The following is a 26,610-nucleotide window of genomic DNA, read 5'->3' on the forward strand; positions in this document are numbered from 1 at the left end:
CATCAACAAAACGGAACCTAACACCCTAAAACTTTTAGTTTCAAGCTATTTTCTTTCTAAAAACAAACCCCTAAAAGTAAATCAAAATCCACCAACTTATAAAGAAGAACCCAAGGGAACCACACCCCTAGGCCTTAACCAACACTAAACAATGCTTAAATAACTATAAATATCTGTTATTGAAGAAATTCACTAAGGAAAACCTTATACTGCCCCTCATTATTTGGAACAGCAATCTCGCCATTAATTATTTTATCGGAAACATCATCTAATTCTTTCTCCAATTTAAAAGGAATCATCCTAGGGTTTCTAACAAAACCTACAAATCCTTCCTTCAACCCATAGCTTAATACCCTACCGCCTTCAAACGTATTTGTTTTTAAGTAATTAGCTGTTAAGATATACACAACCCGTCCGATATCCTTGATTGAAGACGTAAGAACATTATCAGGCGCAAGATATGACTGATCTTGATCAACCCCAATTATATAATACCCTTCCCCCATTTCTTTTGCCACCTCAATTGCCCCAAGTCCACCCAAACCTGCTGCATGATAAATAACATCAATCCCATCGCTATACATCTTACTTGCCATTGATCTTCCAGTTTCAGTATCAGCAAAGCTTCCTACATATCCACTATAGACACTAATATCTTTGTTTGCGTACCTAGCCCCAGATTCGTAACCAAACCTAAACGAATTAACTATAGCGCCCTCAACTCCACCTAAAAATCCAATCTTGCCTGTCCTAGAAGTTTTGGCTGCAATATAACCTACCAAAAAGGCTCCTTCTTCCGTTCTAAAAGTTACGGCTGTTAAATTCTTTGGCACCAACACACCATCCTCGTGAACAGGATCAATGTTTGCATATTTTAAATCTGGATTCTCCAAGGCAACACTAATAGAAACATTGCTGAGCTTATACCCAATTAACCAGATAAAATTCGAACCATTATCTCTTAATGCTTCAATATCAGCCAAATAAGAATTCGAAGTAGACTCTTTAGACACTACCTCTATTCCAAAATCCTCCCCAAGTTTAATAGCACCCTTCCAAGCACTCTCATTAAAAGATTTATCATCAAAATGACCATCAATTAACACAGAAACTTTAAAATCCCCCCCCACATCCTTGGAGCCCGAGCACGAAAGGCAAAGAGCAAATAAAACTAAAAACACCCCCCCCATATTACATCCCCCTAAAACAAATCTAACTAAAAGTTTATAGGTTTGACTTAAATAAATCAAACTCATATTTGGTGGCAGGAACAATAAGTTCTCTTTCAATTATATCATTCTGAAGTTTAAAAAGATCTTCAACCAGCTTATCACCAATGATACTAGGATCTTTAACAATATCAATAACTCCTTCCTTTAGGCCCTGCTCAACAATGCGTCCTCCTCTAAAGTTTTTGTTCTTAATGGCATCTACTGAAAGATCATATATCGCCTTTCCAACGTCTTTAATTACAGAAGTAATAATATTCTCAGGAGCAAGATATGCCTGATCTCTATCAACCCCAATTGCATAGCGCCCAGGCCCGAGCTCCTTTGCCGCTTCAAAAACACCAAGAGAAGCAATCCCCGCCACAGGGAAAATAACATCAACACCATCATTAACATACATATGCTTGGCAGCGAACTTGCCGGAGCTTTTATCATAAAAGCCCGATGCGAACAGCCTCTTTACAAATACCCTTACCCTGGGGTTTGCATAAAGAGCTCCTGCCTGAAACCCAACTAAAAAATCCTCCAAATACTCGAGAAAAGGCAAACTTAAGAAGCCAACTTTACCACGCCTACTCATCTTAGCAGCTACATAACCAGCTAAAAACGCTCCCTCTTGATGTCTAAACTTAATACCCAAACCATTTCTAGGCACCTTAATACCAAGAGAACCATAGTCAATAGGATCTACGATTCCATAAAAAACATTAGGATTTTCATATGACAATCTCAATAAATTCCCTGAATAAAGAGAACCAATTAACCAAATAAAATTGGCTCCCTCCTTTTGTAAAGAATATATATCTTCTAACGCAGCCTCTTCTTTTGTCATAAGTTCCTTCCCCTTCACAGGGTAAGGTGTTAAAATCTTTGTTATAAGATTTATTCCAAACTCATCTCTTACCTTCACGGTTCCCTCAAAAGCGCCTTGTAGAAACCCCTTATCTTTAAATTCCGCCTCAGCCACAATTCCCATAGTAAATTTCCCACCAAAAGATAAAGAAGATTCCTCTGATTTAACACAAGACACAAATAAAAAAAAAGAAATAAAACAAATATTTTTAAACAACTCTGCCCTCTCCTAACAAAACAGATTCAAAATTTTTTAAATTTCAATACAAAACACACCCGGACACACGAACAGCAGAAAGAAAACCCTCTCTCCTTGAACAAAAATCAACACAATCCGACCCAATAAATTATAGACTATAAATACTCAAAAACTCATTAACATTCATCAAAATTGATTGGAATTAAATATTTAACACCAATCGTTTTACTGTAAAATTTTGTATAGCGATGGAATTGACATAGTGTCCACAGAAGCAGGATCTGCAATAATTGAGATGCCAAAAAATGGGAGGGGTGTAGAAATGGAGAAGGATGGTTATTTGAATTATTCCTACAATGTGATCATTTACTCAGGCCCGCTAAACCTTTAGGGATATCAACACCTTGTTTCCTAAATGACCATTCCTATGACGAAGCCTTAATGAAAACGCTTTAATGGATGATAGACAGCTAGAAAAAGAGTTTGAAATCGTTAAAGGATTGCGGGCAAATGTCCCTATTATGCCCACAAAAACCAGTAAATACGAATTCATTCCCTTATAAAACTTGAAATACTATAAACTAGGTATGGTATCTTTTATGAAACTAATTTTGCAATAAAAGTATTATAAGACGTCTCATTTCTGGGAACCTCAATCTCACCACTAACTATTCTGTTCTTGACTTCCAATAAAATATCGTAGTCCTCTTCTAGATTAAGATTTATCGACTTATTAAAGATTAAATCAAGGGCTCCATCCTTAAGTCCAAACTCCATTCTATTTCTGTCGCTCCACTTACCAATCTCCAAATAAGATCTTGTCATATCAAGCATTACTACATCAACCCTTTTAACATATGACAAAAGTACGTTATCCGGCGCAAGGTATGACTGATCTTGATCAACTCCAATTACATAATACCCTTCTCCCATTTCTTTTGCCACCTCAATTGCCCCAAGTCCTGAAAGCCCTGCTGCCGTAAATATTATATCAATCCCATCATTATACATCTTACTTGCGATTGAGCGCCCTAATGAAAGATCAGTAAATGTCCCAACGTACTGTACATTTACATCAATCAACTTATTTGCATATTTAGCCCCAGCCTCATATCCAAATCTGAATGAATTAATTACTTCTCCCTCAATCCCCCCTAAAAATCCAATCCTCCCTGTTCTAGAAGTTTTGGCTGCAATATAACCCACCAAAAAGGCTCCTTCTTCTGATCTAAAGTTTACACTCACTAAATTTTCAGGCAACTCAATATCTTCTACGTATGAACCCTCAACGATTGCATAATTAACATTAGCGTTCTCTCTGGCCTTTTGTAAAAAAACGTCCGTAAATTTAAACCCGAGTCCCCATATCAAACTAGAACCACCGTCTTCTAATCCTCCAATATCTCCCAAATAATCAGAAGCCCTGGATTCCTTCTCAATTATATTAACCCCAAACTCTCTCTCAAGTTGCTTCATTGCATTAGAAGAACTCTCATTAAAGCCTTTATCATCAAAAATACCATCAACTATTACAGAAACAGTACTAGGAACCACAGCCTCATTTTTCGGATTTGAACATCCTAGGCACAAAAAAAGCAAAACAAGTTTTTTCAACATAAACTAACCTCCAACCAATTAAAATAAACATAAAAAAAACACCTTAAAAAGGTGCCCTACCATCTATAATGAGCAAAAGCCCTATTCGCCTCTGCCATTCTATGAGTATCCTCCTTCTTCTTAAAAGCAGCACCTGTAGCATTGTAAGAATTTACAAGCTCATTAGCTAATTTCTCCTGCATCGACTTACCACTAGACTTCCTAGCGGACGAAATTATCCATTTCATCGCCAAAGCCTCACGTCTCTCTTCTCTAACCTCAACAGGCACTTGATAAGTAGCCCCACCAACTCTCCTGCTCCTAACTTCCACCAAAGGCTTAATGTTATCCAAAGCCTTACTAAAAGCAGCTACTCTATCACTTTCTTCAAGCTTTTCTGCAAGCATATCGATAGAGCTATAAACTATAGCCTCACTTGTTGATTTCTTCCCATCATACATCATTCTGTTAACAAACTTAGCAATGACTCTAGAGCCATACCTAGCATCTACGAAAACCTTTTTTTTAATTTTTCTACTCTTTCTCGACATATCCAACACCCCCTAGGCTTTAGGCCTCTTGGTTCCATACTTAGAACGTCCTTTCTTACGATTGTTAACACCCAAAGTGTCCTTAGCTCCCCTAATAATGTGATACCTAACACCCGGCAAATCTTTGACCCTTCCGCCTCTTATAAGAACAACCGAGTGCTCCTGTAAATTATGCCCAACACCTGGGATGTAAGCCGTTACTTCAAACCCATTCGAAAGTCTAACACGAGCCACCTTTCTTAAAGCCGAATTTGGCTTCTTAGGCGTAACTGTCATTACACGGGTACAAATACCCCTTCTTTGAGGACAATTCTGAAGCGCAGGAGACGCCGTCTTCTCCTTCTGACTCTTTCTAGGCTTCCTTATTAGTTGATTAATTGTAGGCATTCGATACTGCCCTCCTTTCCCATTACCAAAAGGATTCTAACAAATATATAATCTATTGTCAATTTAAACTCCCGTCTTCTACATTTTCCCTTATTTTAATTCTTTTATATAAATTCATCCCTGTTCCAGTAGGAATTAAATGACCAATTACAACATTCTCTTTCAAGCCCTTAAGGTCATCAACCCTACCTGCAATCGAAGCATCCGTTAAAACCTTAGTAGTCTCCTGGAAAGAAGCAGCTGATATAAACGAATCTATATTAAGAGATGCTTTCGTTATCCCAATAAGAATTGGACTAGCAACAGCAGGCTCACCACCCTGCTCAATAACCCTCTTGTTTTGTTCGTAAAAAGTATGCTTATCCACTTTTTGATTATAAACAAAGTTGGTATCACCTACAGATACAATCTTAACTTTCTTCATCATCTGTTTAATAATAACCCCAATATGCTTATCATTAATACTTACGCCCTGTTTACGATAAACATCCTGAATCTCTTCTAACAAAAACTCTTGCAAGCTAATTCCACCAAGAATTTCAAGCACATCATGCGGATTAATTCTTCCATCACAAAGCATATCCCCAGCCTTCACAATATCTCCATCCCTAACCAAAAGATGCTTTCCAGCGGGAATATAATGCTTATGCTCAACCCCATACTCATCCAAAACATTAATAAGTCTTTTACCCTTCTGAATTGCCTTAAAATGAACAACCCCACTTGCCTTAGCCATCTCAGTCAAGTTCTTAGGAATCCTCGTCTCAAATAAATCATTAACCCTAGGCAGACCCCCTGTAATATCCTGCGTTTTCTCAGAACCCTTAGAAAGCTTAGCAATAATATCTCCAATATTAATACCCTGTCCATCCTCAACCTGAAGATAAGCATCTCCAGGAAGAACATAAGATGATACCTCAACGCCCCTATCATTAATAATTAAAATCCTAGGATCAAGAGACTCAAAAACCTGGTCTGTAATTCTCTTTTCAATATTACCTGTTTCAAGGTTTATCTCCTCTTTAAGGGTTGTGCCCAAAATAATGTCCTTAAATTTAACTCTACCCCTAGCCTCAGCAATAATAGGCTCTGCAAAAGGATCAAACATTCCAATAACGCTCCCAGCTTCAACATAATCTCCAACCTCAATTTCAAGCCTCGTGCCCGCTCTTAAGGGTACCTCTTGCTCTTCAGAGACAATCATAAACCTATCATCCATAATCTTAATAAAGCCAATATGAGATGATAATACATCCATACCTTCATTATTGACAAACAAAGGCATGCCCTTAATCACTTTCTGAGCATCTAGAACCTTAACTTCCTTAATAAATTTAACATCTTCCTCATAAACAACATTTACTATCCTTAAAATCCCCTTTCTTGTAAAAAGCAAACCATTATCAACTTTAACATTAAAACCTTCTATTCCATTAAGAATAAAAGTGTTCTTAAGCGAAATCTTGTCGTCCTCACTACCAGCTTGCGCAACTCCTCCAATGTGAAAAGTCCTCATAGTAAGCTGTGTCCCAGGTTGACCTATTGACTGAGCCGCAATTATCCCAACAGCCTCACCAATATTTACAGGTTTATTATTCGAAAAATCTCGTCCATAACACTTCTGACAAACTCCATGTTCAGCTTCACAAGTCAAAACGGATCTAATTACAAGTTTATCAACGCCAATAGTTTCCAATAACTTTATCCTAGCTTCTGTAATCTCCTCATTTACATCCAAGACAATCTCCCCTGTAATAGGGTGCTTTATCCGCTCAATTGAATAACTCCCCACAGCCTTTTCTCTTAAAGACTCAACTAACTCTTCCCCATTTTTTAAGGCCTCAACTTTTATACCATTAATAGTCCCACAATCTTCTATTCTAACAACAACATCCTGGGCAATATCCACCAGCCGTCTAGTTAAGTACCCAGCATCCGCAGTCTTTAAGGCTGTGTCCGCAAGCCCCTTCCTCGCACCATTTGTAGATATAAAGAACTCTATTACAGACAATCCTTCCTTAAAATTAGAAATAATTGGAAGCTCAATAATATCCCCAGAGGTCTTGGCCATCAATCCTCTCATTCCTGCAAGTTGTCTTATCTGGTTCCTACTTCCACGCGCACCAGAATCAGCCATCATATAAATAACATTAAATCCATCTCTATCTCCCTTAAGAACTTCCATCATCTTCGTAGTAAGTTCTTCATTCGTTTTTGACCAGACAGAAATAACATTGTTATATCTTTCTTCTCCAGTAATAACACCTCTAGTATAATCACTCTGTATTTTTGCGATCTCTCTACTAGCTTTATCCACATATGCTTTCTTCTCTCTAGGTACAATAATATCGCTCATACTTATTGTACACCCAAATCTAGTAGCGTATTTAAACCCAAGTTCTTTAATAATATCTAGCATCTCAATTACAATGGAAGAACCATGCACAACATAAACCTCAGAAATCAAAGCCTGTAATTCATAATCGCTAAGCGTCTTATTTACAAACCTAACCTTATCTGGCAGAGCTTCATTAAATACAACACGACCCGAAGTAGTCTCGACGTACTCACCGTTAACCTTTACATAGATTTTCGCATTGTAATCCAAACTCTTACTATTAACCGCAAGAAGAACTTGATTGAAATTCAAGAATTTACGTCCCTCTCCAACCACATTTTTCCTCTGCATAGTCAAATAATAAAGGCCTAAAACAATGTCCTGAGAAGGGAATACAATAGGATGCCCATTTGCAGGGTTTAACAAATTATTAGTTGACAACATCAAGGCCCAACTCTCCGCTTGCGCTGCAGGGGTCAAGGGAACATGAACAGCCATCTGATCACCATCAAAATCAGCATTATAAGCATGACAAACAAGAGGGTGAAGTTTTATCGCCTTTCCCTCAACTAAAACCGGTTCAAAAGCTTGAATTCCCAATCTGTGAAGCGTTGGCGCCCTGTTTAAAAGCACAGGATGCTCCTTAATAACATCATCTAAAATTTGCCACACTTCATCTACTTCTTGTTCAATTAAACTTTTTGCCCTCTTTATATTAAATACAGACTCACTCTCAATTAATCTTCTAATCACAAACGGCTTAAAAAGCTCAAGTGCCATCTTTGAAGGAATACCACACTGGTGTAGCTTAAGTTCAGGTCCAACAACGATTACAGAACGACCAGAATAATCAACTCTCTTTCCAAGAAGATTTTGCCTAAATCTACCCTGCTTGCCCTTTAGCGCATCAGACAAAGACTTAAGCGGTCTGTTCGATGACCCCTTAACAACTTTTCTCTTGTGTGAATTATCAAAAAGAGAATCAACCGATTCCTGCAGCATTCTCTTCTCATTTCTAACAATAATCTCGGGTGCATTTAACAGCAGAAGCTTCCTTAAACGATTATTCCTGTTTATAACTCTCCTATAAAGATCATTTAAATCAGAAGTTGCAAACCTACCCCCATCAAGCTGAACCATAGGTCTAATCTCGGGAGGAATCACAGGAAGAACATCCATAATCATCCATTCCGGTTTGTTTCCAGAAATTTTAAAATTCTCAATAATCTCAAGTCGTCTTAAAAGCTTCTTATCCGTCTTATCATCTTTATCGATCATCTGAACTCTAAGTTTAGATGAAAGCTCATCAAGATCAAGATTTTCAAGCAAAGTCTTGATCGCCTCAGCCCCCATTGAAGCGTTAAAAGACATTCCATACCTCTCCCTTGCCTCAGAATACTCATCTTCACTTAAAAGTTGCATCTTCTTAAGGTCAGTATCACCTGGCTCAATTACAATATACTTCTCATAGTAAAGAATAGAATTCAAATTAGAAGCAGTAACGTCAAGCAAAAGACCAATTCTGGAAGGAATATACTTATAGTACCAGATATGCGCAACTGGAGCTGAAAGCTCAATATGCCCCATTCTTTCACGCCTAACTTTAAAATGAGTTACCTCAACATTACAACGATCACAAATAATACCCTTATATCTTATAGATTTAAACTTGCCACAATAACATTCCCATTCTTTCGTTGTTCCAAAAATCCTCTCGCAAAAAAGTCCATCTTTTTCGGGCCTTAAAGTTCTATAGTTAATAGTTTCAGACTTCTTGACTTCACCATAAGACCAATTCCTAATCTGATCAGGTGAGGCTATCTTTATCTTTATTTTTTCAAAATCCTTTATCTCTTTCATAGAAACCCCAAAACCTAAGTTTTATTAATCAACTCTTCTTCCTTCTCTGTTAAAGGCACTTGATCTCCTTTATCATCATAGATCGATAAATCAAACCCAAGACCTCTTAACTCCTGCATCAAAACATTAAAAGATTCAGGAATGCCAGATACATTAGTAAGAATACCCTTAACAATATTCTCATAAATCTTAACTCTGCCCGACATATCATCAGATTTCACCGTTAATAACTCTTGAAGAGTATGCGCAGCCCCATAAGCCTCAAGCGCCCAAACTTCCATCTCTCCAAGCCTCTGACCACCAAACTGTGCCTTGCCCCCAAGGGGCTGCTGAGACACAAGAGAATAAGGGCCTGTAGACCTTGCGTGCATTTTATCATCAACAAGGTGATGAAGCTTAAGCATATATATAGCCCCAACCATCACCTCATTCTCAAACGGTTCCCCCGTATACCCATCATATAAAACTTCCTTTGATGTCTCATTAAACCCAGCTCTCCTTAAATTTTCCTGGATTTGCTCATTAGTAGCAGACTCAAAAACAGGAATATCGTAATATTCACCAAGATATTTCCCAGCAAGCCCAAGCTGAGATTCCATCAACTGCCCAATATTCATACGGGAAGGAACCCCCAAAGGGTTTAAACATATATCAAGAGGTGTCCCATCAGAAAGATAAGGCATATCCTCAACCGGAAGAATTTTTGCAACTACTCCCTTATTTCCATGCCTACCCGCCATTTTATCGCCTTCCTTAAGTTTTCGTTTCTTTGCAATATAAACCTTCAATATCTCGTCAACTCCAGGGGGAAGATTTCCAACATCATCCTTTGTAATTCTTTGTACATCAATCACAGTACCCTCAGTACCGTGTGGAACTTTTAGCGAATTATTCTTAACATCTTTTGCCTTCTCCCCAAAAATAGACGTTAAAAGCCTAAATTCAGGAGTAATATCCCCCTCCGACTTTGGCGTAACTTTACCAACCAAAATATCGCCCGGCTTTACGTAAGTTCCTATTATTACAATCCCATTCTCATCTAGTTTACTCAATATCTTTGAGCTTACATTGGGAATATCTGCAGTAATTTTCTCAGGGCCGAGTTTAGTTTCTCTAACCTCAATACTAAACTCTTTAATGTGAATTGAAGTATAAAGATCTTCCTTTACAATTCTCTCAGAGATCAATATGGCGTCCTCATAATTAAACCCATTCCAAGGAATAAAACCAACTAACAAATTATTCCCAAGAGCAAGTTCTCCGTACCTAGTAGCAGGTCCATCGGCAATTATCTCACCCTCACTAACTTCCTGCCCCTCTTTAACTAAAACCGTCTGATTAAAAGAAGTATCCTGATTAGTTCTCTCATATTTAGAAAGATGATATTCATCCAAGTCAGTAACACCATCGCCTTTCTTTGCCTTGACAACTATTTTTCTGTTTGTCGCCAATACAACTGTACCAGACCTCTTTGCCTTAATAACAACACCAGAATATTTAGCAACTACCCTCTCCATTCCAGTACCAACAATAGGCGGCTGAGGAAACAATAAAGGAACCGCTTGTCGTTGCATATTTGAACCCATAAGAGCACGGTTAGCATCATTATGTTCAAGAAAAGGTATCAACGCGGAAGAAACAGAAATCAACTGCCTAGGGGAAACGTCCATACAATCTATGTCCCTGGGTACCATAGTAGTATAATCACCAGAGACCCTAACGGAAATCAAATTATCAACATAATTACCATCAGCATCAACATCAGCATTCGCCTGTGCAATAATTTTTTTCTCCTCATCAATCGCAGATAAATACTCTATCTCACTAGTAACCTTTCCACCCACTACTTTCCTATAAGGAGTTTCCAAAAATCCATAATCATTTACCCTAGAATAAGTAGCCAGCGAAACAATAAGACCAATATTAGGACCCTCAGGTGTTTCAATTGGACACATTCTACCATAATGCGTATAATGAACATCTCTTACTTCAAAACCCGCACGGTCTCTTGAAAGCCCACCCGGACCTAAAGCATTAAGACGCCTTTTATGAGTCAACTCAGCCAAAGGATTAACTTGATCCATAAACTGTGAAAGTTGACTAGTTGCAAAAAACTCCTTAACAGCGGAGACAATAGGCTTAACACTTATTAGTTCCTGAGGTTTAAGATTAAATACCTCTTTATTGGACATCCTATCCTTTGCAATTTTCTCTACCCTAGCCATCGCTCCCTTATATATATTCGTAAGCAACTCCCCAACAGAACGAACCCTTCTATTACCAAGGTGATCAATATCATCAAGAGTATCATGCCCATCATATATCCTTAAAAGATGAGATATAGTATTTACAATATCCATCATAGTAAGAACTGAGGTTGTCAAATCATCAAGTCCAAATTTTTTAGAAAGCTTATACCGACCCACATGCCCAAGATCATACCTCTTCTCCGAAAAGAATACTGTCTTTAAATCATTCTCAGCACTATCAACCGATATTGGCTCTCCTGGCAAAAGTACATTATAAACAGCAAGCATCACCGATTCTTTTGAAAGCTCCCTAAGGCCATCCTTTAAAGAAAAATAAGCATCTTCCTTTTCAAAACAATTTAAAATGATATCAGAACTAATAAAATATTTTCCAGGAACACCATCATAACCATCAAAATCAATAAGACTTATCTCCCCTATACCATTCTGTAAAAAATCCTCAATATCCTGTAAAGTTATCTTATCTCCTGCCCGATAAGTCATATTCTCTTTTATGTTAACATTTACGGCTAAATATTGCCCCGCAATCTCTCTCTTAGTATTTTCGCTTACCTCAATCTTTTTAATGTTGTAAAAGGTGTCAATGATCTTTTCTCTGGTATCAAGTCCCAATGCCCTTAAAAAAAGAGTAACAAGTATCCTCTTCTTCCTGTCTATCTTAACATAAAGGTAATCTTTTTTTGAATCAATCTCAAACTCCAACCAAGAACCCCGATAAGGAATAATACGAGCAAAATACAAATCCTTTTCCTTGTAAAAAACAACCCCAGGAGACCTATGAATCTGAGAAACGATTACCCTTTCAGCACCATTTACAACAAAAGTTCCTCTATCAGTCATTAAAGGAATAGTACCCATATACACATCCTTCTGTCTTATCTCTCCTGTTGTTAGAAACTGCAAATTCAACCTTATCTTTAAAACAGCCTCATAACTTTGCCCCTTCCTCTTACATTCTTTCTCAGTAAAACTAATAGAATCATCTTCAATATAGTATCTCTCATACTCAAGAGCAACTTCGCCATTGCTACTCCTTATAGGGAAAACGTTCCTAAAAACAGATTCAAGCCCTTCATTAAGAAAAGGCTCCCCGTTCTTTAATCTCCCAAGCTGCAAAAATTTCTCGTAGGAATTCAATTGTATTTCTATCAGGTTAGGCAAGTCTAGAATTTCTTCTGCCTTACCTTGCCCCAGGTGAACCCTCTTTATCATTAAAAGACTCCTTTTAAAGACACAATAAAGCACACGCCGATTATCCAGCATGTGGAAAAATAAATTTTCAATATTTTTATCGCTTTATTTAATTTCAACTTTTGCACCAACCGATTCTAGCTTCTTCTTTATCTCCTCCGCATCTGCCTTTGAAACGCCTTCCTTAACTGCTTTAGGAACAGCCTCAACCAAAGTTTTAGCCTCTCCAAGCCCAAGGCCAGTAATAGCTCTCACTTCCTTAATAATATTAATCTTACTATCCCCAAAAGATACAAGAATTACATCAAACTCTGTTTGCTCCTCAGCTACACTACCAGAAGCCCCAGACCCAGCCGCAACAGCAACAGAAGCAGCAGTAACTCCAAACTTTTCTTCAATAGCTGCTATAAGGTCAACAATCTCAACTGTTTTAGCTCCCTCAAGCCATGTTAGAATATCCTCTTTACTTAGTGACATATTAACTTTACTCCTTTCGTATTATTATAAAACAGCGATAGCATGCACTCAATCAAGACTAACACTGCCCTCATTAAACCTTAATATCAGACAAAGCCTTTAATATTCTTGCAAGTTTTGAAATTGGGGCTTTAAGTACATTTGCAAACAAAGAAATAGCCCCTTTCCTAGTAGGAAGTTTGCCATACTCATTAAGCCTGGCTTCATCATAAACTTCACCTAAAACAAAACCTCCCTTAACCTTCAAAGAGCTCTCTTTAACAAATTCATAAAAAATCTTCACAACGGCATTAGCCTCATCAACAGCAGTCACAACAGCCGTTGGTCCTAAAAGGTAAGGATCAAGTCCATTTATGTTCTTCTCTTTCAAAACTCGCTTCATTATATTATTCTTCACAACCCTCAAAGCACCTTTCTCATCCTCTATCCTACCCCTAAGTCTAGTAAGCTCCGCTACCGTTAACCCCCTGTAATCTAGAAAAAAAATATTATCTTTACCATTCAGAAAGCCCTTAAATAAATTAAACATTTCCACCTTCCTAGGATTTATCTTCGTACTCATAAACCAACTCCTAAACAAAATCAATCTTCACAGAAGGCCCCATAGTAGATGAAATGTAAACACTATCCACAAAAGTACCCTTTAAATCACTAGGACGCTTCTTAAGCAATTCCCCAATAAACTCATCGTAGTTTTCCCTTATCTTCTCATTATCCATAGAAGATTTACCAATAGAAAAACTTATCACACCATTTTTATTAGCCCTATATTCCGTACGTCCTTTCTTAAGGCTACTGATCGCACCCCGTACATCGTTTGTAACCGTTTGCGTCCTGGGGTTTGGCATTAATCCCCTTTTGCCCAAAATAGGCCCAAGCTTCCCCACATCCTTCATCATATCAGGCGTTGCAACAACAATATCAAATTCATCAAATCCACCCTTAACCTTATTAAGAAGATCATCATCCCCAACATAAGTAGCACCAGCCTCTATAGCTTCCCCCGCTCTATCTCCCTTTGCGAATACAAGTATTCTTTTCTCTCTCATAAACTGATTTGGTAAGACGATCGTATCCCTGACTGTATGATTCTTCTTTAAGTTAAGATTAATAGAAACATCTATGGTTTCATCGAACTTAGCAAATTTAATTTCCTTTAACAAAGATATTGCATCATCTATGTTGTAAGACATAAGCTTATCTACCCTAGACAAGGCTTGAATATATTTTTTCCCTACTTTAGCCATTATTTTTCCACCTCAACGCCCATTGAGCGGGCGCTCCCTGCAATAATTTTAAAAGCCGCCACTTCTGTTTTTGCATTCAAATCGGGCATCTTGACCCTCGCAATTTCTGCTATCTTTTCCCTAGATATAGTTCCAACCTTGTCCGTATTTGATTTCCTAGAACCCGTCTCAATTCCGATGGCCTTCTTTATCAAAACAGAAGCAGGCGGAGTTTTGACAACAAACGAAAAACTTTTATCACTATAAACAGTAATAATAACAGGAACAACGATCCCAGGTTCCATTCTAGCCGTTCTCTCATTAAACTCCCTAACAAACTGAGGACCACTTACACCATGAGGCCCAAGAGCCTGCCCTATCTTAGCTCCCGGAGCAGCCTGCACAGCCGGTACCTGCAACTTCACCCAAGCAACTTCTTTCTTTTTCCTAGACATAAACAACTCCTTATGGTAATAACGCTCTTAAAGCTCCCATCTTAATTATTAAATCTTCTCTATGTGTTGAAAATCAACCTCAACAGGAGTCGACCTTCCAAAAATTTGAACCGCAACCTTTAATTTCTTTTTCTCATAATCGATAGATCCAATAGCGCCTTCAAAAGAATCAAAAGGCCCCCCCTTAATTCTAACCCTCTCCCCTTCTTCAAAATCATAAAGTACAAAAATGGATTTATCAGCCTTAATTTCTCCAGTAAGCATAAACACATTCTTCACTTCCTCATCGCTAATAGGAAGAGGTTTTTGATCCTTACTAGTACCCACAAAACTCACAACACCCGGTATTTTAACAAGACTAGCCACAGTATCTCTCCACCCCACCTCGGGAAGATCCAACTCAACCAAAACATAACCCGGCCAAATCTTCCTTTCTCTCACTCTTTTCTTCCCACCCCTAACTTCCTCTACTTTCTCTATGGGTGCTCGTACATCTAAAACCTCACCACCCAAAACACCTTCACTTACTAAAAGTCTTATCTCCTGTTCTATTCTCTTCTCATACTGGGAAAAAGTCTGCAACACATACCAAGCCCTAGACATAATCTCCCCTAAAACACGTGAGCTACAGCAAGGTACATAACATAATCCACCGCGCCTAGAAACATCGAAACAAAAAGAACCAACCAAAAAACTTGCTTTCCGTTACCTATTACTTCACCGTACCTAGGCCAAGTTATCCTCTTAAGCTCCAAAAAACTTTCCCTAATAAATTTAAACACTAAAAGCCCCCCCTTCAACAAACCAAGACGACAGGTCAGGAGGGATTCGAACCCCCAACATGCGGTTTTGGAGACCGCCGTTCTACCATTGGAACTACTGACCTATGACTCACAGTTATTTTATCTTCCCCTCTTTATGAAGAGTATGCCTCCTGAGTATCGGACAGTACTTCATCAGCTCCAACTTTTCCTGCCTATTACGCCTGTTCTTAGTGGTCGTATAATTCCTAATACCCGTTTCTTCGCACACCAAAGCCACAAGCTCAACAGCACCTTTCCCTTTTTTCCTACCCATAACACCCCTCGTACAAAAAGCCCCCAATCGGACTTGAACCGACGACCCCCACCTTACCATGGTGGTGCTCTACCAACTGAGCTATAAGGGCACCATCTTCCCTTACAACAAACTCTTGTACCATATTAATTGATTATCTTAAAAAAGACAAGTATTAAACTTATATTTTAAACATCTCACCTTATGACAACGAGTCTACCCTCTCTTAAAAGGTTAATATTATTTTTATTTGAAAATAACTTACCAATAGAAAATTCATCAAGTATTATATCTGACCTATTCCTACCATAAATTCCCCTAGCAACCAATTTTAAAGGATAATCCCCAATCCTATCTTTATTAATATAAGAAATATCGTTCGTATACTCAAGCATTCCCCATCTTCTTAATGCATCTGGCTCAACCATTCTCTTATCAAAATAAAGTTTAACGTTTTCATCATAAATCTTGACAAAAAAAGAATCTCTTAATCTAATAGAACCTGATGGGGATTCATATTCCCCCCCTACATAAATAACAATGCCAGTATAAAACCGATCATCACCCGTATTCATTAATGGATAAAAAGCCCTATAAGGCTTGTCGTGAGACAAGAACAAGTCAATAAAATCAGGGAAAAGACAAAGCTTATACCTAATAGTTATACTTCTTAAATCCTCCGAATACTTTATATAGCTCCTTTTTAAAATACTATCAAGTCCTGAAAAATGAAGTATCAGGTTGGGGTCTGAATCAAAATAATCTCTGAAAGTATTATCAGAATCGATTACCATCTCAAAAAGAGACCTCCTTATTAAGGAATCCTTAAAATCATTAATGTCCAACATCAATTTAGAGGTAGAGTTAAGTCCAACTCTACCAAGCCTATCCTCGCTTACCGTTTTACTAATGTCGAAATAAACAACCTTTTTCTCCCAATCAATTAACCTCTCCACACTCGCCCCGGATGCAGAATCCTTGATCGCAGAGGCGTTAGAATAAAATAAAAGAAAAAATTTAAAAAGGACATGAAGTAAATCCACATTAAGTCTCCTTATTTTTTCCCCAAATAAACTCCTATCCAAGCCCACCCATTATTAATTTTTGGATCCTTTGGATAAGAGATTTTTTTAAAGACAAAATACCACTCCCATATGTGCTCCCAACCGGTAGATTCAAGATAAGAGATACCATCACTAGAATCAGCCTCAAAACTATTTGCAAACTGTATTCCGTTTTTCCGCCTACTTCCAAGCTTAATCATCGTTGTTAAAAAACTGTTCGTATTAATTGAATTACCCCTCCCCCCTCTTTGATCCCAGCTCTGAATAAAGAAATTATGCTTATCCCTTATACCTAAAAGCTTTGCCGTATTCCCAGAATAAATACACCCCTTAACATCCTGAATTAAATCACTCAAATTTCTATAAACCACAAACTCCGGATTATTGTAGTGATTAACTTTAGCAATAACGTTAGAATAATCCCTAGAGTCCATTTTCAAATTCGACCTTGGCACCAAAAGCAATTTTTTGTAATAAAAATATGCCTCGTCGTAATCCTGCACACTCTCCAAATCTAGGGCAAGATTATAATAATAACTAGCCTTATCTTCCTCCCTAACACCATCGGAACCGCTGTTAATCAACAACTTATAATAATGAATCTTGTTACCAGCTTCAATATTCAAGCCAATCACCCTTTTAGCAATTTTTACTTTTATAGAACTATTCTCATAAACGTAATCATCAAAATTGCTAACAACATACCTGTAATAGGTAAAAGCCACTAAATCTTCCTTCATAGCAGCATAGACATTTCCCATTAAATAAAAATACAAGGGATAATATTCACTGCTCCCATCACTAGCAATTCCTTGATTTACAATCATTAAAGCTTTCTCATAATTCTTGTTTCTAATGTAAATGTCAACTATCCTATCAACAATAAGAAATCTATCCAGCCCATTCTTACTTAACTCTCCTAAAAGACCTACAAGATTCTGAACTTCCCCCTGCTTAACCCTACAAGCACCTAAAATCAAAACCAGCCCAAACAATTGAATCAATGCCCTCATTGCCTTTATTATATAATGGAAGTTATGTATAACAAAATACGTTCTAGGTTCAATGGTACAACTAGGAACATCAATAAAAAATTAATATACATCGTATTTATCGCATTACTTTTATGTTGCTTTAATAAAACCAATAAATATGGTGTCGTCCTAGATTCAAAAAACAGAGAAAAACTTCCAAATGGATCTCTTGTGGAAATAGAAAACACCAGTCAAAACAAAAACACAATAACAATAAAGCATAACGAAACGAAATTTATAGTACATAAATTTACAATACAAGAATTCCAAACAAGAGAAGAAGCGGAAAAATTTAGATTAAGCATCAACCCATATGTGACCAAATATGCCATAAGTAAAAAAGACACCCTGCCCTTAAGAGAATCCCCTGATAACTACAAAGATAACATAATATATAGAATTCCAAAGGACTCTATCCTAAAGATAATAAGCATTGGAGAAGAAACAAAAGCTGGATCCCTTCAGGGTAGATGGATATACATTTTGACAAAAGATGGGTATAAGGGTTATGTCTTCGACTATGCACTCGAAATTTTTGAAAATATCACGGGCAAAATAATCACAAATCCACTAAATAGGTCCTCACAGGACGATATAATAAGCAAATTCAAAAACATTAAATACTTAAGGCCATTCTACTATGAAAAAATGATTGCTAACCATATTTACGACACTGATCTACTCAAAAAAGACTATGGTCTATTTTTCACCCTTCAAAACGAAATAAAGATAAACATGCCCGAATTAAGCTTAACTTTCAAATTTGATGTTGTTGACTCCGTTAAACCAAATGGATTTTTATTCAGATCTAACAGTTCGGATAAAGATTTCATTCTACTAGAAAAAGAATTTTCAAATTATTATAATTCGTACATAAAGGTTAAAGGACACGATTTCGAATCGAAGTTTGTTCTCATTGAACAAGTCATTGAGAAAGTAATACCTGAAATGGAAACACAAAATAGAAACTTAATGCACAGATTAACATCTTATAAAACATTGGAAAATGAGACATATGGAAGTATTGAATTTAGATCAGACAGAACTTTTGTTTGGAAAACAAATTCAAAATTAAACAGCTTGCCAAGCTTTGGGAAGTTTAAAATAATAGGACTTACTCCAAATCTACAAATCTCATACAAAAACGCTATAAAGCTTATCGATGATGACAATGGGGAATACTTTTGTCTGCTAGACTATACGAAGAATGCCCTACAACTAATATTCATAAATTCTGAAAATGTTGAAGATGACGTAATAATTGACGATAGGGATAAAACTGCAATAGTACTGTTCAGTGAGAATCGTTCTAATTAAGTCAAAATTGTAAGATTCTTAAATTGTTAAAGGTTGAAAACGATGTTGATAATATTCATTTTAATTGCACGGTCTGTTGTGTGTTTGAATGCAAATGAGAATACTGGAATAATACAAGCATTAACAAAAACTCTCTATCGTACTACTAGTCAAGAATATTTACTTAACAAAAAAGAATTAGATAACTTCGTATCTTCAATAGAATTAAATAACAGCGATATTTTAAAATATATTCAAGAGACAAAAAATGATTTTTTAAACACATCTGTATATTTTAGAAATATAAGGGGTACTATTATCGCCTTAACTATCGGAGCAGAAATAAATTATGAACACAAAATATCTCCGATATCAATTTCAATAATCAACAATGATTTAGAAATTACAAAAATATTAATAGACCATGGGATAAACATAAACAAAATAGATGAAACGGAACACCCACCAATTTTCTGGGCAATATACTTAAACAACGAAGAAATATTTGATCTTTTGGCAGAAAAAGGAGCTGATTTAAGCTTTACACTTAAGGGCGGGAAAACACCTATGCAGGCTGCAGTAGAAATCGAAAACACCAAACTAATCGAACTACTACTTAAAAAAAACACCTACATGGCAGATTCTTACAAAAAAGAAATTAAGAATCTCAGAAACAAAAACATAAAAAATATCTTCAAAAAATTCAAACTAATTAGTACCCATCCGAAATCTCAATATTTTTATCTTTATCAAGAAGGTCCTTATATACAAAAGACTTCCTAGCAAGCTCTCCTTTTAAATCTTTTGGAAAAGGTGCATTCCTCCACATTACACCGCGAACCATTTTCTCCATCTTTTGTATACCCTTGCTTTCCTTCTCTATCCATAAAAAATAATCATTTAAAAAGGCATCTTTAACATTACCCTTCTTGATAAATTTAGAATAGTATTCATAATATTGACCAGTCATTCCTGTTTCCATCCACCTAAACGATGTCTGCTCTTTAGCAAGTTCCCACAAAAAATCTCCAATACCCAAAATCAAAGCTTTTCTTAAATCTTTAGGATACATGGGCACCAATATTTTACCCCTCCCTGTGGCTCGATTTTTAACATCAATAGGCTCCCAACAAACGCCCCTCTCACCGTAAGATGGTATTAAAATAAAATAAGGAACTATCCTTAAAAAATCTCCTCTATAATTTTTGTGAAAAATTTTAGGCTGAATACTTTCAATCTCTCTAACAAGTTGTATGATCCTCTCTCTACTACCAAAAAGACTAGGATTTGCAACCACATTACTTTTAAGCAATATCGGAAAATGATTCCCCCTAGGGCCAATAGTAAGCTTGTTGGCTTCCATTAAAGACCCCACTTCCTCCACCGCAATGTTAGATGAACCAGAAACATCAACGTCTAGCATTTTATCTTTAATCTCAGCAAGCTTCTTATTCAACTCTTCAATCTGAGCAACTAAAGATGTAATCTCTCTGCTAAACTTAATAAGATCATCAATATAACCAGAAGCAAATTTTAAAGGTTTTAAAATATCATCAGAATAAAACCCACTTATCCCAAGCTCGATCATACAAATCTCAGATGGAATTGCATCGACAAACAGAAATTTAAACATATCCTTTAACTTGTTAACAGCTTCAATCCTCGCAACATCATTCTTCTTAAGACTACTCTTTGCAAAACCAATATCGGCCAACAGCTTTTCTTGCTTGTCAAGCAATATTCTTCTCACATCTTCATCTTTAATTCTCTCCGTTGGCTCATCTATAGCAAGCTTCCTGAGTTTTAACTCATTAACTCCATAAATCCATTCATCAAAATAAATAAACGGTTCATCATAATTATTATCCCAAAAAGTTTTTGAAATTAAAGACCTGAGTTCACTACCAAGGGCACTTGGCAGAAGTGCCGCAAATCTAAATAAAAGTTTCTGTTCTTGGGTTAAACTTAGGACATTGCGAGCAATTGATCTTAAAAATTCCCAATAAACACTAATGATCTGCCTATACTTGGTAACCCTGTCCCCTCCATCTGTTGATTTTGGATTCAAATAATCTAGCAATAGCCTATGGAGCCTTGTACCGACCTCTCTGTCGCTTAAAATCAAATTCCTGTAATAATCATCAGTAAAAAACCCCTTATCATGCTCTTCTAAAGCAACAACCTCAGGCAATCTTAAATTCAAATCCGTATTAACCAAATCTGGATACCTATACAAGATCACCCCCCTCAAAAAACCAACCTGCTCACTACCCTAATAAATAGTAATGCCAAAGTTTATATTTACCAAAAAATTTAGTAAGATTGATACACTATAGAATTCTTTTTTTTAAAACCTCAAAGGAATGGATTATGAACACGAAAATGAAATTTTTTCTAGCTGTATCTATTGGGATACTTATTGGATTAGTTCTCCCATCTGACGTTTACGAAACGCTAGCAAGCATTTTTGTAAGACTTGCCTATTTTTCCTTAATTCCTTTTTTAATATTCTCAATTCCACTAGGAATAGAAAATATTATTGAAAATAAAAAATTTAAAAAACTTTTTGGAAAAACAATCTATTATGGAATTTTAATCAATGTTATGGGAGTCATCACATCCATCGCAGTTGCGATAATATACATACCACAAAGAATTCCCGTCCTAGATAAAAATGTTAAAAATTTATACATATTTGATAAATCAGAATTCCTTGAAACATTCTTCCCAAAAAACATCTTTACAACACTCACAAGCAGCAATCCAAACCTTTTAAGTATTTACATTATCTCAATAATTGTTGGTACTAGTTTTTACTATGCAAAACAGAAGGGAAGAATTGCTAGAGAGCTTATCTTAAGCACCTCAAACCTCTTTTACAATGCAAACGGAATAGTGGTTAATATACTAAATTTTGGAACTATCTTCATCACAGCGTCTTATACTAACAACTTAAGAAATTTTAAAGATTATCAATACTACACAAACAGCATACTATTTTTTTCTTCATGGACGCTCATTATTATTCTAATAATAATTCCAACGATAAGTTATAAATTAACCAAAAACTTTAGATTGGCATACAGGAGTGTATTAATTTCGTTTCAAAACATAATATTTGCAGGATTGACAATGGACGCCTACTCCCCTTATTCTGTGTTACTAGAAGACATTAAGAATGAGAGAATAAACATAAAAAAATCAATCATTACAAACATACCCATAATCAACTTTGTTTCTAAATTCGGAACAATTTTTATTTCAACGATCTCATTTTTCATTATTTTAAAATCTTATTCTAGTTTGCCCATATCAATCTATGAAATAAGCTACATGAGCATATTGGCATTTCTATTCGTCTTTTCATTTCCACACGTACCAAGCAGTTTAGTATACGTAATTACAATGCTGTGTTCAACTTACACAAAAGGGATTGAACTGAGCTACTCCAGCATAACCCCAATACTACCGATACTAACATCTCTAGCTTTAATGATCGATTTTACATTCAACATTGCAATTATGCATATAATAACCTTTAACGAATCAAGAGAAGCCTAGACAACAGAAAAGCTTGCGAAGCATTAGTAAGATTTTGCAAACAAAACAAAATGTCTAGCCTTCGAGTTACAATAAATGCAATTTAGACCATCTAGAGGGCTATTTTTAAAATCTTCGGGTATGCATCTTATTGTAGCCTTCGTATCGTCCTTAATGCTCTCTTCACATGCCTCACTCCCACACCATGAAGAGATCACAAATCCCAAATTATTATCAATGTAGGTTCTAAAAGTACTATAGCTCTTATCTCCAACTCCAAAAATTTCTTTAGTGTTTAAACTCCTGAACTCCAAAGCCCTATTAAACAAATCACACTGCATACTTTCAAGCTCGTCTTTAACTTTAGCTGACAGATCCTTAACCGACACTTGATACTTAGAATTTTTATCCTTATCCCTCCTTGCAATAGTAACACAGTCCATAAGAATATCGTTAGAACCTATTTCTATGCGTATTGGAATTCCTCTAAGTTCTGCAGAAGAAAACCTAAATCCTATGGAGTTCCTTATATCCTTATCGATCTCGACCCTAAATTTCTCTTTCTTTAACTTGTTAAAGATGGTAATAGCATAGTCAAAAATCCTTTTATTTATCTCATCATCTCTCCTAAAAATAGGAACAATAATGAGCTCTATTGGTGCTATTTTAGGCGGCAACACCAACCCCCTGTTATCGGAATGAACCATAATCAGTGCCCCAATCAATCTGGTTGAAACTCCCCAACTAGTGGCTGAAACATACTCCATCTCCCCCTCTTTATTTTGAAATTTAACATCAAAGGCCTTGGCGAAATTTAAACCCAAATAGTGAGATGTTCCCGCTTGTAAAGCTTTCTTATCCTGCATTAATGCCTCGATTGTATAAGTACAAACAGCACCCGCAAATTTTTCTCTTTCCGACTTCTTTCCATGGAATACGGGAATAGCTAAGTAATCCTCAACAAAGCTCTTATAGAGATTTAAAATAAACAAGGTTTCACTTTCAGCCTCCTCTGCAGTTTCATGGGCAGTATGTCCTTCTTGCCACAAAAACTCAGTCGTTCGCAAAAATGGTCTTGTCCTCTTCTCCCAACGAATAATATTTGCCCATTGGTTAATCTTAAGGGGCAAATCCCTGTAAGACTTTATCCACTTACTGTACATATTCCAAATAATTGTTTCAGAAGTGGGTCTTAAGACCAAAGGCTCAGTCAATTTTTCTCCGCCAGCAGTCGTTACAACAGCAAGCTCTGGCGAAAATCCCTCAACATGTTCCTGTTCCCTTTCTAGGAATTTATAAGGAATAAGCAATGGAAAATATGCATTCTCATGTCCCGTTTCTTTAAACTTATCATCAAGTACGCTTTTAATCCTCTCCCAAATAGCGTACCCATAAGGCATAATAACCATACATCCCTTAACAGGACTATAATCAACAAGCTTTGCCTCCTGCACTATATCTAAATACCACCTGGAATAATCTTCTTCTTTTAAAGTAATAAAACTACCCATACCCCCGTTCCTTGATAAATAATTTAGAAGATCTATCACACAAGTTCAATACTTATGGACTTCGACCATAAAACGTCCATATTTACCCCCAAAAGGATCCAGCATAATCTTCTCCACTACAAAAACAACTCCATCCTCTTTGGGAAACAGAAAAATCTGTCTTATTTTGTAATCAATTACATCTTTTCTATAGTAATTTTCTCTTCCAACACCCCTTATATCTTTAACAAGAACACCTTCATCCTCAACAGAAAAGGAAATAGTAAAAGCAGAAGATTTCAAAGAGTCACTAAACGTCTTATTAATTGATACCCGATATCTATTCCCTGTTAAAAAATCAATAAAATCCAAAGAATCATCTGTAATCCCTTCATTTTCAGCATAAAGATAAATATTCCTACCCTTGTTTAGATGATTTATGTTAAGGTTCTTGACCCTGTAATTAAATATTTTCAAGAGCTCATAAAGACCTTTCTCAGCGGTGTCAGTATAATCTACGTATTCATTAAAAACTCTGGTATAAACTCCAGGATTTATGAAATTATTTTTGTAAACATCTACAAAATAGATACCAGAATAATATCCCCCCTTGCCAAGACCATACTCACCAAACATAAAGCAAGATCCGTCACCAGAGAAACCTAGGTTCTTAAAAAAAATATCCCCAGCAGCAAATAAAGAAGAATGAAAAACGAAGCACAAAGCAAAAAAACGTACCAACATAAACTCTCTAGCAAACCTATAAATAAAGCCTTAATTTAAAGGTATCTTCATATTAAAAATATGTCAAATATATTTTTAATATGAATCTTTGCTCTAATATTTGTTTTATGATTGAAAAGTTATGCTTAAATTTTACAGTGAGCTTTTTAAGAAACGTGGATTTTTCTTGTGTTGATTTTTGTTTCAAGGTTTTTGGTGATGATTAACACGTTCCAAAGGGATCAATCTGGTTTTTATGACTAAAGACTATAGCGAATCCTTCAGTGCTTACAATGCTTTAGCTTTAATACTGAAGAGGTACATGGCAAGGGTGGCCATAGCCCTATTATCTACCAGTAATCTGCTTTATATCTTATACTTTATACAATGCAATTCTAGCGATTGTACGTATTTGGTTAAGTATAAGTTAAAGGAGAATTTATGAAAACATTGTTAAAGTTGGTTGTGCTTCTGCTGTTAACGCACCCATCTACTGCTAAACAGGTCGATTCGTTAAATCTTGATAATGTACTAAAGGAAAAGGAAAATTTAAATAACCTATTTGGGGTGGGTTTTGGTATTGGGAACCCTATTACAAATATTACAATTTCTGTTCCGTATCTGGACATAGAATTTGGATATGGGGGTTTTAATGGTTTGCATCCTAATAACTTCACGCCATACGTTATTGGTGGACTTGATATTATGTTTAGGGAAGAGCTTTATAAAAATACCATAATGGGCGGTGGCTTTGGGGCGGGCGTGGATTGGTCCCAAGACAAACCAAATACTACAAAAAAACCAGAACAAGATGATGATGAAGATGTAGAGATTCCTTCAAAACCCTCAGTTCAGAGTCGAATAGGCATTGTGCTCAGGCTTCCTATCTCATTAGAGTACAGTTTTTTAAAAAATCTTGTAATAGGATTTAAAGCCGTGGCTACGCTCGGGGGAATAATGTTGTTGGATCATATATCCATGGAAGGAATGAGGTTCGGGTTTTTTGGTGTTGGGTACCTCAAAATATACATATAAGGAGAGCTGATGGGAAGGAACACTCGAGGGTTACTCATTTTATTGCTAATATTTGTCTTGCACTACTTCGCATTTTCCAAATCCGTTGGCGATGCCTATAAAATTAAGTGCAACACAGAAGATGACGGAACCACTTGCATTACAAATAATAATCAAAAAGCTGTCCCAAAGCCTAAGCCTACCCCTCCAAAACCAAGGCCCAAGCCTACCCCTCCACCCCCTACTGTACCTAGAGCCAAAATTGCAGCGCCTGTTATGCATAAGGAAAAAACTGTGTATGACTCCCTTGCTCTGGGTGTAGGAACTGGAAGTCCAGTAGGGAATATTTTATTTTCGATGCCATATGTGGACATAGATCTCGGATATGGTAGCTTCATTGGTTTCAAGCCTGGGAATTTTCAAAATTATATTCTATTTGGTCTCGATTTGGTTTTCAAAAAGGAAATAGGACCCACCGTAATTGTGGGGGGTGGTTTTGGTATTGGAGCAGATTGGTCTAAAGTAGACCTAGTTCCTCCTGGGAATAAGATCCCTACTACTTATGAAAGAATAGGCACAGTAACTAGACTACCTATATCAATGGAGTACAAGTTCGCAAAGAATCTGTCATTAGGTCTTAAATTTTATCCCTCATTCGGTCCGACCATACTACTCACAAAACCAAAAATAGTATATGAGGGTGTCAGGTTTAAGTTCTTTGCAGTCGGTTTTATCAAGTTCACTATTTAAGCTTTAATGTAA

Annotated in this window: 24 protein-coding genes and 2 tRNA genes; 5 read left to right on the plus strand and 21 right to left on the minus strand. The window is 36.5% G+C overall.

The genetic code is table 11. The annotated features are described in order from the left end of the window. Nucleotides 1-176: 176 nt before the first annotated feature. The 18 genes from LKV13_RS01885 to LKV13_RS01970 form a co-directional block, all read right to left on the minus strand. On the minus strand, nt 177-1,190 hold the full coding sequence (locus LKV13_RS01885; protein WP_229088923.1) for a BMP family ABC transporter substrate-binding protein: 1,014 nt from the start codon (nt 1,188-1,190) through the stop codon (nt 177-179). Nucleotides 1,191-1,224: 34 nt separating this feature from the next. Further along, entirely contained in the window at nt 1,225-2,298 is a 1,074-nt protein-coding gene (locus LKV13_RS01890) for a BMP family ABC transporter substrate-binding protein (protein WP_229088924.1), read from the minus strand. Nucleotides 2,299-2,877: 579 nt separating this feature from the next. Further along, complete coding sequence (locus tag LKV13_RS01895; protein ID WP_229088925.1) at nt 2,878-3,897, minus strand: BMP family ABC transporter substrate-binding protein; 1,020 nt, start codon at nt 3,895-3,897, stop codon at nt 2,878-2,880. Between the two features lie 56 nt (nt 3,898-3,953). Next, entirely contained in the window at nt 3,954-4,427 is a 474-nt protein-coding gene (rpsG, locus tag LKV13_RS01900; protein WP_229088926.1) for a 30S ribosomal protein S7, read from the minus strand. A 12-nt stretch (nt 4,428-4,439) separates the two neighbouring features. Next, the gene (gene rpsL / locus LKV13_RS01905; RefSeq protein WP_229088927.1) at nt 4,440-4,814 is read right to left on the minus strand and encodes a 30S ribosomal protein S12; all 375 of its coding nucleotides are present in this window, start codon (nt 4,812-4,814) and stop codon (nt 4,440-4,442) included. A gap of 58 nt (nt 4,815-4,872) precedes the next feature. After that, on the minus strand, nt 4,873-9,012 hold the full coding sequence (gene rpoC, locus LKV13_RS01910) for a DNA-directed RNA polymerase subunit beta' (protein ID WP_229088928.1): 4,140 nt from the start codon (nt 9,010-9,012) through the stop codon (nt 4,873-4,875). 14 nt (nt 9,013-9,026) lie between these two features. Continuing rightward, entirely contained in the window at nt 9,027-12,494 is a 3,468-nt protein-coding gene (gene rpoB / locus LKV13_RS01915; RefSeq protein ID WP_229088929.1) for a DNA-directed RNA polymerase subunit beta, read from the minus strand. Between the two features lie 84 nt (nt 12,495-12,578). After that, nucleotides 12,579-12,950 (minus strand): 50S ribosomal protein L7/L12, encoded by a 372-nt coding sequence (rplL, locus tag LKV13_RS01920; protein ID WP_229088930.1) that lies wholly within the window; start codon nt 12,948-12,950, stop codon nt 12,579-12,581. Between the two features lie 73 nt (nt 12,951-13,023). Next, nucleotides 13,024-13,512, minus strand: coding sequence for a 50S ribosomal protein L10 (gene rplJ, locus LKV13_RS01925; RefSeq protein WP_229088931.1), 489 nt, complete (start codon nt 13,510-13,512; stop codon nt 13,024-13,026). 10 nt (nt 13,513-13,522) lie between these two features. Further along, complete coding sequence (gene rplA / locus LKV13_RS01930) at nt 13,523-14,197, minus strand: 50S ribosomal protein L1 (protein WP_229088932.1); 675 nt, start codon at nt 14,195-14,197, stop codon at nt 13,523-13,525. After that, nucleotides 14,197-14,631 carry a 50S ribosomal protein L11 gene (rplK, locus tag LKV13_RS01935; RefSeq protein WP_229088933.1) on the minus strand — a complete coding sequence of 145 codons (435 nt, stop codon included), beginning with the start codon at nt 14,629-14,631 and terminating at the stop codon, nt 14,197-14,199. Before rplK ends, rplA begins: the two co-directional genes overlap by 1 nt. Before the next feature lie 48 nt (nt 14,632-14,679). Continuing rightward, nucleotides 14,680-15,234 (minus strand): transcription termination/antitermination protein NusG, encoded by a 555-nt coding sequence (gene nusG, locus LKV13_RS01940; protein ID WP_229088934.1) that lies wholly within the window; start codon nt 15,232-15,234, stop codon nt 14,680-14,682. Nucleotides 15,235-15,242: 8 nt separating this feature from the next. Continuing rightward, nucleotides 15,243-15,413: a preprotein translocase subunit SecE gene (gene secE, locus LKV13_RS01945; protein WP_229088935.1), complete on the minus strand. Its 171-nt coding sequence runs from the start codon at nt 15,411-15,413 to the stop codon at nt 15,243-15,245. 31 nt (nt 15,414-15,444) lie between these two features. After that, a tRNA-Trp gene (locus tag LKV13_RS01950) sits at nt 15,445-15,517 on the minus strand. 11 nt (nt 15,518-15,528) lie between these two features. Further along, a complete protein-coding gene (gene rpmG / locus LKV13_RS01955; protein WP_229088936.1) occupies nt 15,529-15,708 on the minus strand; it encodes a 50S ribosomal protein L33 in 180 nt (59 codons plus the stop codon). 18 nt (nt 15,709-15,726) lie between these two features. Next, nucleotides 15,727-15,799, minus strand: a tRNA-Thr gene (locus tag LKV13_RS01960). An 85-nt stretch (nt 15,800-15,884) separates the two neighbouring features. Continuing rightward, nucleotides 15,885-16,730 (minus strand): hypothetical protein, encoded by an 846-nt coding sequence (locus LKV13_RS01965; protein WP_306701190.1) that lies wholly within the window; start codon nt 16,728-16,730, stop codon nt 15,885-15,887. Between the two features lie 11 nt (nt 16,731-16,741). After that, nucleotides 16,742-17,773 (minus strand): tetratricopeptide repeat protein, encoded by a 1,032-nt coding sequence (locus LKV13_RS01970; RefSeq protein WP_373464038.1) that lies wholly within the window; start codon nt 17,771-17,773, stop codon nt 16,742-16,744. Between the two features lie 15 nt (nt 17,774-17,788). On the opposite strand from LKV13_RS01970, the gene LKV13_RS01975 reads away from it, so the two are divergent. Together LKV13_RS01975 and LKV13_RS01980 are read left to right on the plus strand one after the other, a co-directional pair. Continuing rightward, nucleotides 17,789-19,102, plus strand: a complete 1,314-nt coding sequence (locus tag LKV13_RS01975; protein ID WP_229088939.1) for an SH3 domain-containing protein — start codon at nt 17,789-17,791, stop codon at nt 19,100-19,102. A 42-nt stretch (nt 19,103-19,144) separates the two neighbouring features. Beyond that, entirely contained in the window at nt 19,145-19,864 is a 720-nt protein-coding gene (locus LKV13_RS01980) for an ankyrin repeat domain-containing protein (protein WP_229088940.1), read from the plus strand. Here the strand turns inward: LKV13_RS01980 and LKV13_RS01985 are convergent. Continuing rightward, nucleotides 19,794-21,317: a hypothetical protein gene (locus LKV13_RS01985; protein ID WP_306701191.1), complete on the minus strand. Its 1,524-nt coding sequence runs from the start codon at nt 21,315-21,317 to the stop codon at nt 19,794-19,796. The two genes, LKV13_RS01980 and LKV13_RS01985, sit on opposite strands and share 71 nt — an antisense overlap. A 134-nt stretch (nt 21,318-21,451) precedes the next feature. Here LKV13_RS01985 and LKV13_RS01990 point away from each other — a divergent pair, with 134 nt between their 5' ends. After that, on the plus strand, nt 21,452-22,642 hold the full coding sequence (locus LKV13_RS01990) for a cation:dicarboxylate symporter family transporter (protein WP_229088942.1): 1,191 nt from the start codon (nt 21,452-21,454) through the stop codon (nt 22,640-22,642). A gap of 23 nt (nt 22,643-22,665) precedes the next feature. Here the strand turns inward: LKV13_RS01990 and proS are convergent, their stop codons facing one another. Both proS and LKV13_RS02000 read right to left on the minus strand, forming a co-directional pair. Continuing rightward, on the minus strand, nt 22,666-24,132 hold the full coding sequence (gene proS / locus LKV13_RS01995; protein WP_229088943.1) for a proline--tRNA ligase: 1,467 nt from the start codon (nt 24,130-24,132) through the stop codon (nt 22,666-22,668). Nucleotides 24,133-24,177: 45 nt separating this feature from the next. Continuing rightward, nucleotides 24,178-24,855 carry a DUF2259 domain-containing protein gene (locus LKV13_RS02000; protein WP_229088944.1) on the minus strand — a complete coding sequence of 226 codons (678 nt, stop codon included), beginning with the start codon at nt 24,853-24,855 and terminating at the stop codon, nt 24,178-24,180. Between the two features lie 420 nt (nt 24,856-25,275). Here LKV13_RS02000 and LKV13_RS02005 point away from each other — a divergent pair, with 420 nt between their 5' ends. Then, a complete protein-coding gene (locus tag LKV13_RS02005) occupies nt 25,276-25,869 on the plus strand; it encodes a DUF3996 domain-containing protein (protein WP_229088945.1) in 594 nt (197 codons plus the stop codon). Between the two features lie 9 nt (nt 25,870-25,878). Continuing rightward, entirely contained in the window at nt 25,879-26,598 is a 720-nt protein-coding gene (locus tag LKV13_RS02010; protein WP_229088946.1) for a DUF3996 domain-containing protein, read from the plus strand. Nucleotides 26,599-26,610 lie beyond the last annotated feature (12 nt).

It is taken from the genome of Candidatus Borrelia undatumii, from assembly GCF_020882015.2.
GTDB lineage: Bacteria > Spirochaetota > Spirochaetia > Borreliales > Borreliaceae > Borrelia.

Coding starts and splice junctions, on each gene's coding strand:
- rpsG (WP_229088926.1), bottom strand. CDS start 4,427: ATGTCGAGAAAGAGTAGAAAAATTAAAAAAAAGGTTTTCGTAGATGCT.
- LKV13_RS02010 (WP_229088946.1), top strand. CDS start 25,879: ATGGGAAGGAACACTCGAGGGTTACTCATTTTATTGCTAATATTTGTC.
- nusG (WP_229088934.1), bottom strand. CDS start 15,234: ATGTCTAGGGCTTGGTATGTGTTGCAGACTTTTTCCCAGTATGAGAAG.
- LKV13_RS02005 (WP_229088945.1), top strand. CDS start 25,276: ATGAAAACATTGTTAAAGTTGGTTGTGCTTCTGCTGTTAACGCACCCA.
- rplL (WP_229088930.1), bottom strand. CDS start 12,950: ATGTCACTAAGTAAAGAGGATATTCTAACATGGCTTGAGGGAGCTAAA.
- LKV13_RS01895 (WP_229088925.1), bottom strand. CDS start 3,897: ATGTTGAAAAAACTTGTTTTGCTTTTTTTGTGCCTAGGATGTTCAAAT.
- rpoC (WP_229088928.1), bottom strand. CDS start 9,012: ATGAAAGAGATAAAGGATTTTGAAAAAATAAAGATAAAGATAGCCTCA.
- LKV13_RS01980 (WP_229088940.1), top strand. CDS start 19,145: ATGTTGATAATATTCATTTTAATTGCACGGTCTGTTGTGTGTTTGAAT.
- LKV13_RS01990 (WP_229088942.1), top strand. CDS start 21,452: ATGAACACGAAAATGAAATTTTTTCTAGCTGTATCTATTGGGATACTT.
- LKV13_RS01885 (WP_229088923.1), bottom strand. CDS start 1,190: ATGGGGGGGGTGTTTTTAGTTTTATTTGCTCTTTGCCTTTCGTGCTCG.
- proS (WP_229088943.1), bottom strand. CDS start 24,132: ATGGGTAGTTTTATTACTTTAAAAGAAGAAGATTATTCCAGGTGGTAT.
- rplK (WP_229088933.1), bottom strand. CDS start 14,631: ATGTCTAGGAAAAAGAAAGAAGTTGCTTGGGTGAAGTTGCAGGTACCG.
- rplA (WP_229088932.1), bottom strand. CDS start 14,197: ATGGCTAAAGTAGGGAAAAAATATATTCAAGCCTTGTCTAGGGTAGAT.
- rplJ (WP_229088931.1), bottom strand. CDS start 13,512: ATGAGTACGAAGATAAATCCTAGGAAGGTGGAAATGTTTAATTTATTT.
- rpsL (WP_229088927.1), bottom strand. CDS start 4,814: ATGCCTACAATTAATCAACTAATAAGGAAGCCTAGAAAGAGTCAGAAG.
- rpmG (WP_229088936.1), bottom strand. CDS start 15,708: ATGGGTAGGAAAAAAGGGAAAGGTGCTGTTGAGCTTGTGGCTTTGGTG.
- rpoB (WP_229088929.1), bottom strand. CDS start 12,494: ATGATAAAGAGGGTTCACCTGGGGCAAGGTAAGGCAGAAGAAATTCTA.
- LKV13_RS01975 (WP_229088939.1), top strand. CDS start 17,789: ATGTATAACAAAATACGTTCTAGGTTCAATGGTACAACTAGGAACATC.
- LKV13_RS02000 (WP_229088944.1), bottom strand. CDS start 24,855: ATGTTGGTACGTTTTTTTGCTTTGTGCTTCGTTTTTCATTCTTCTTTA.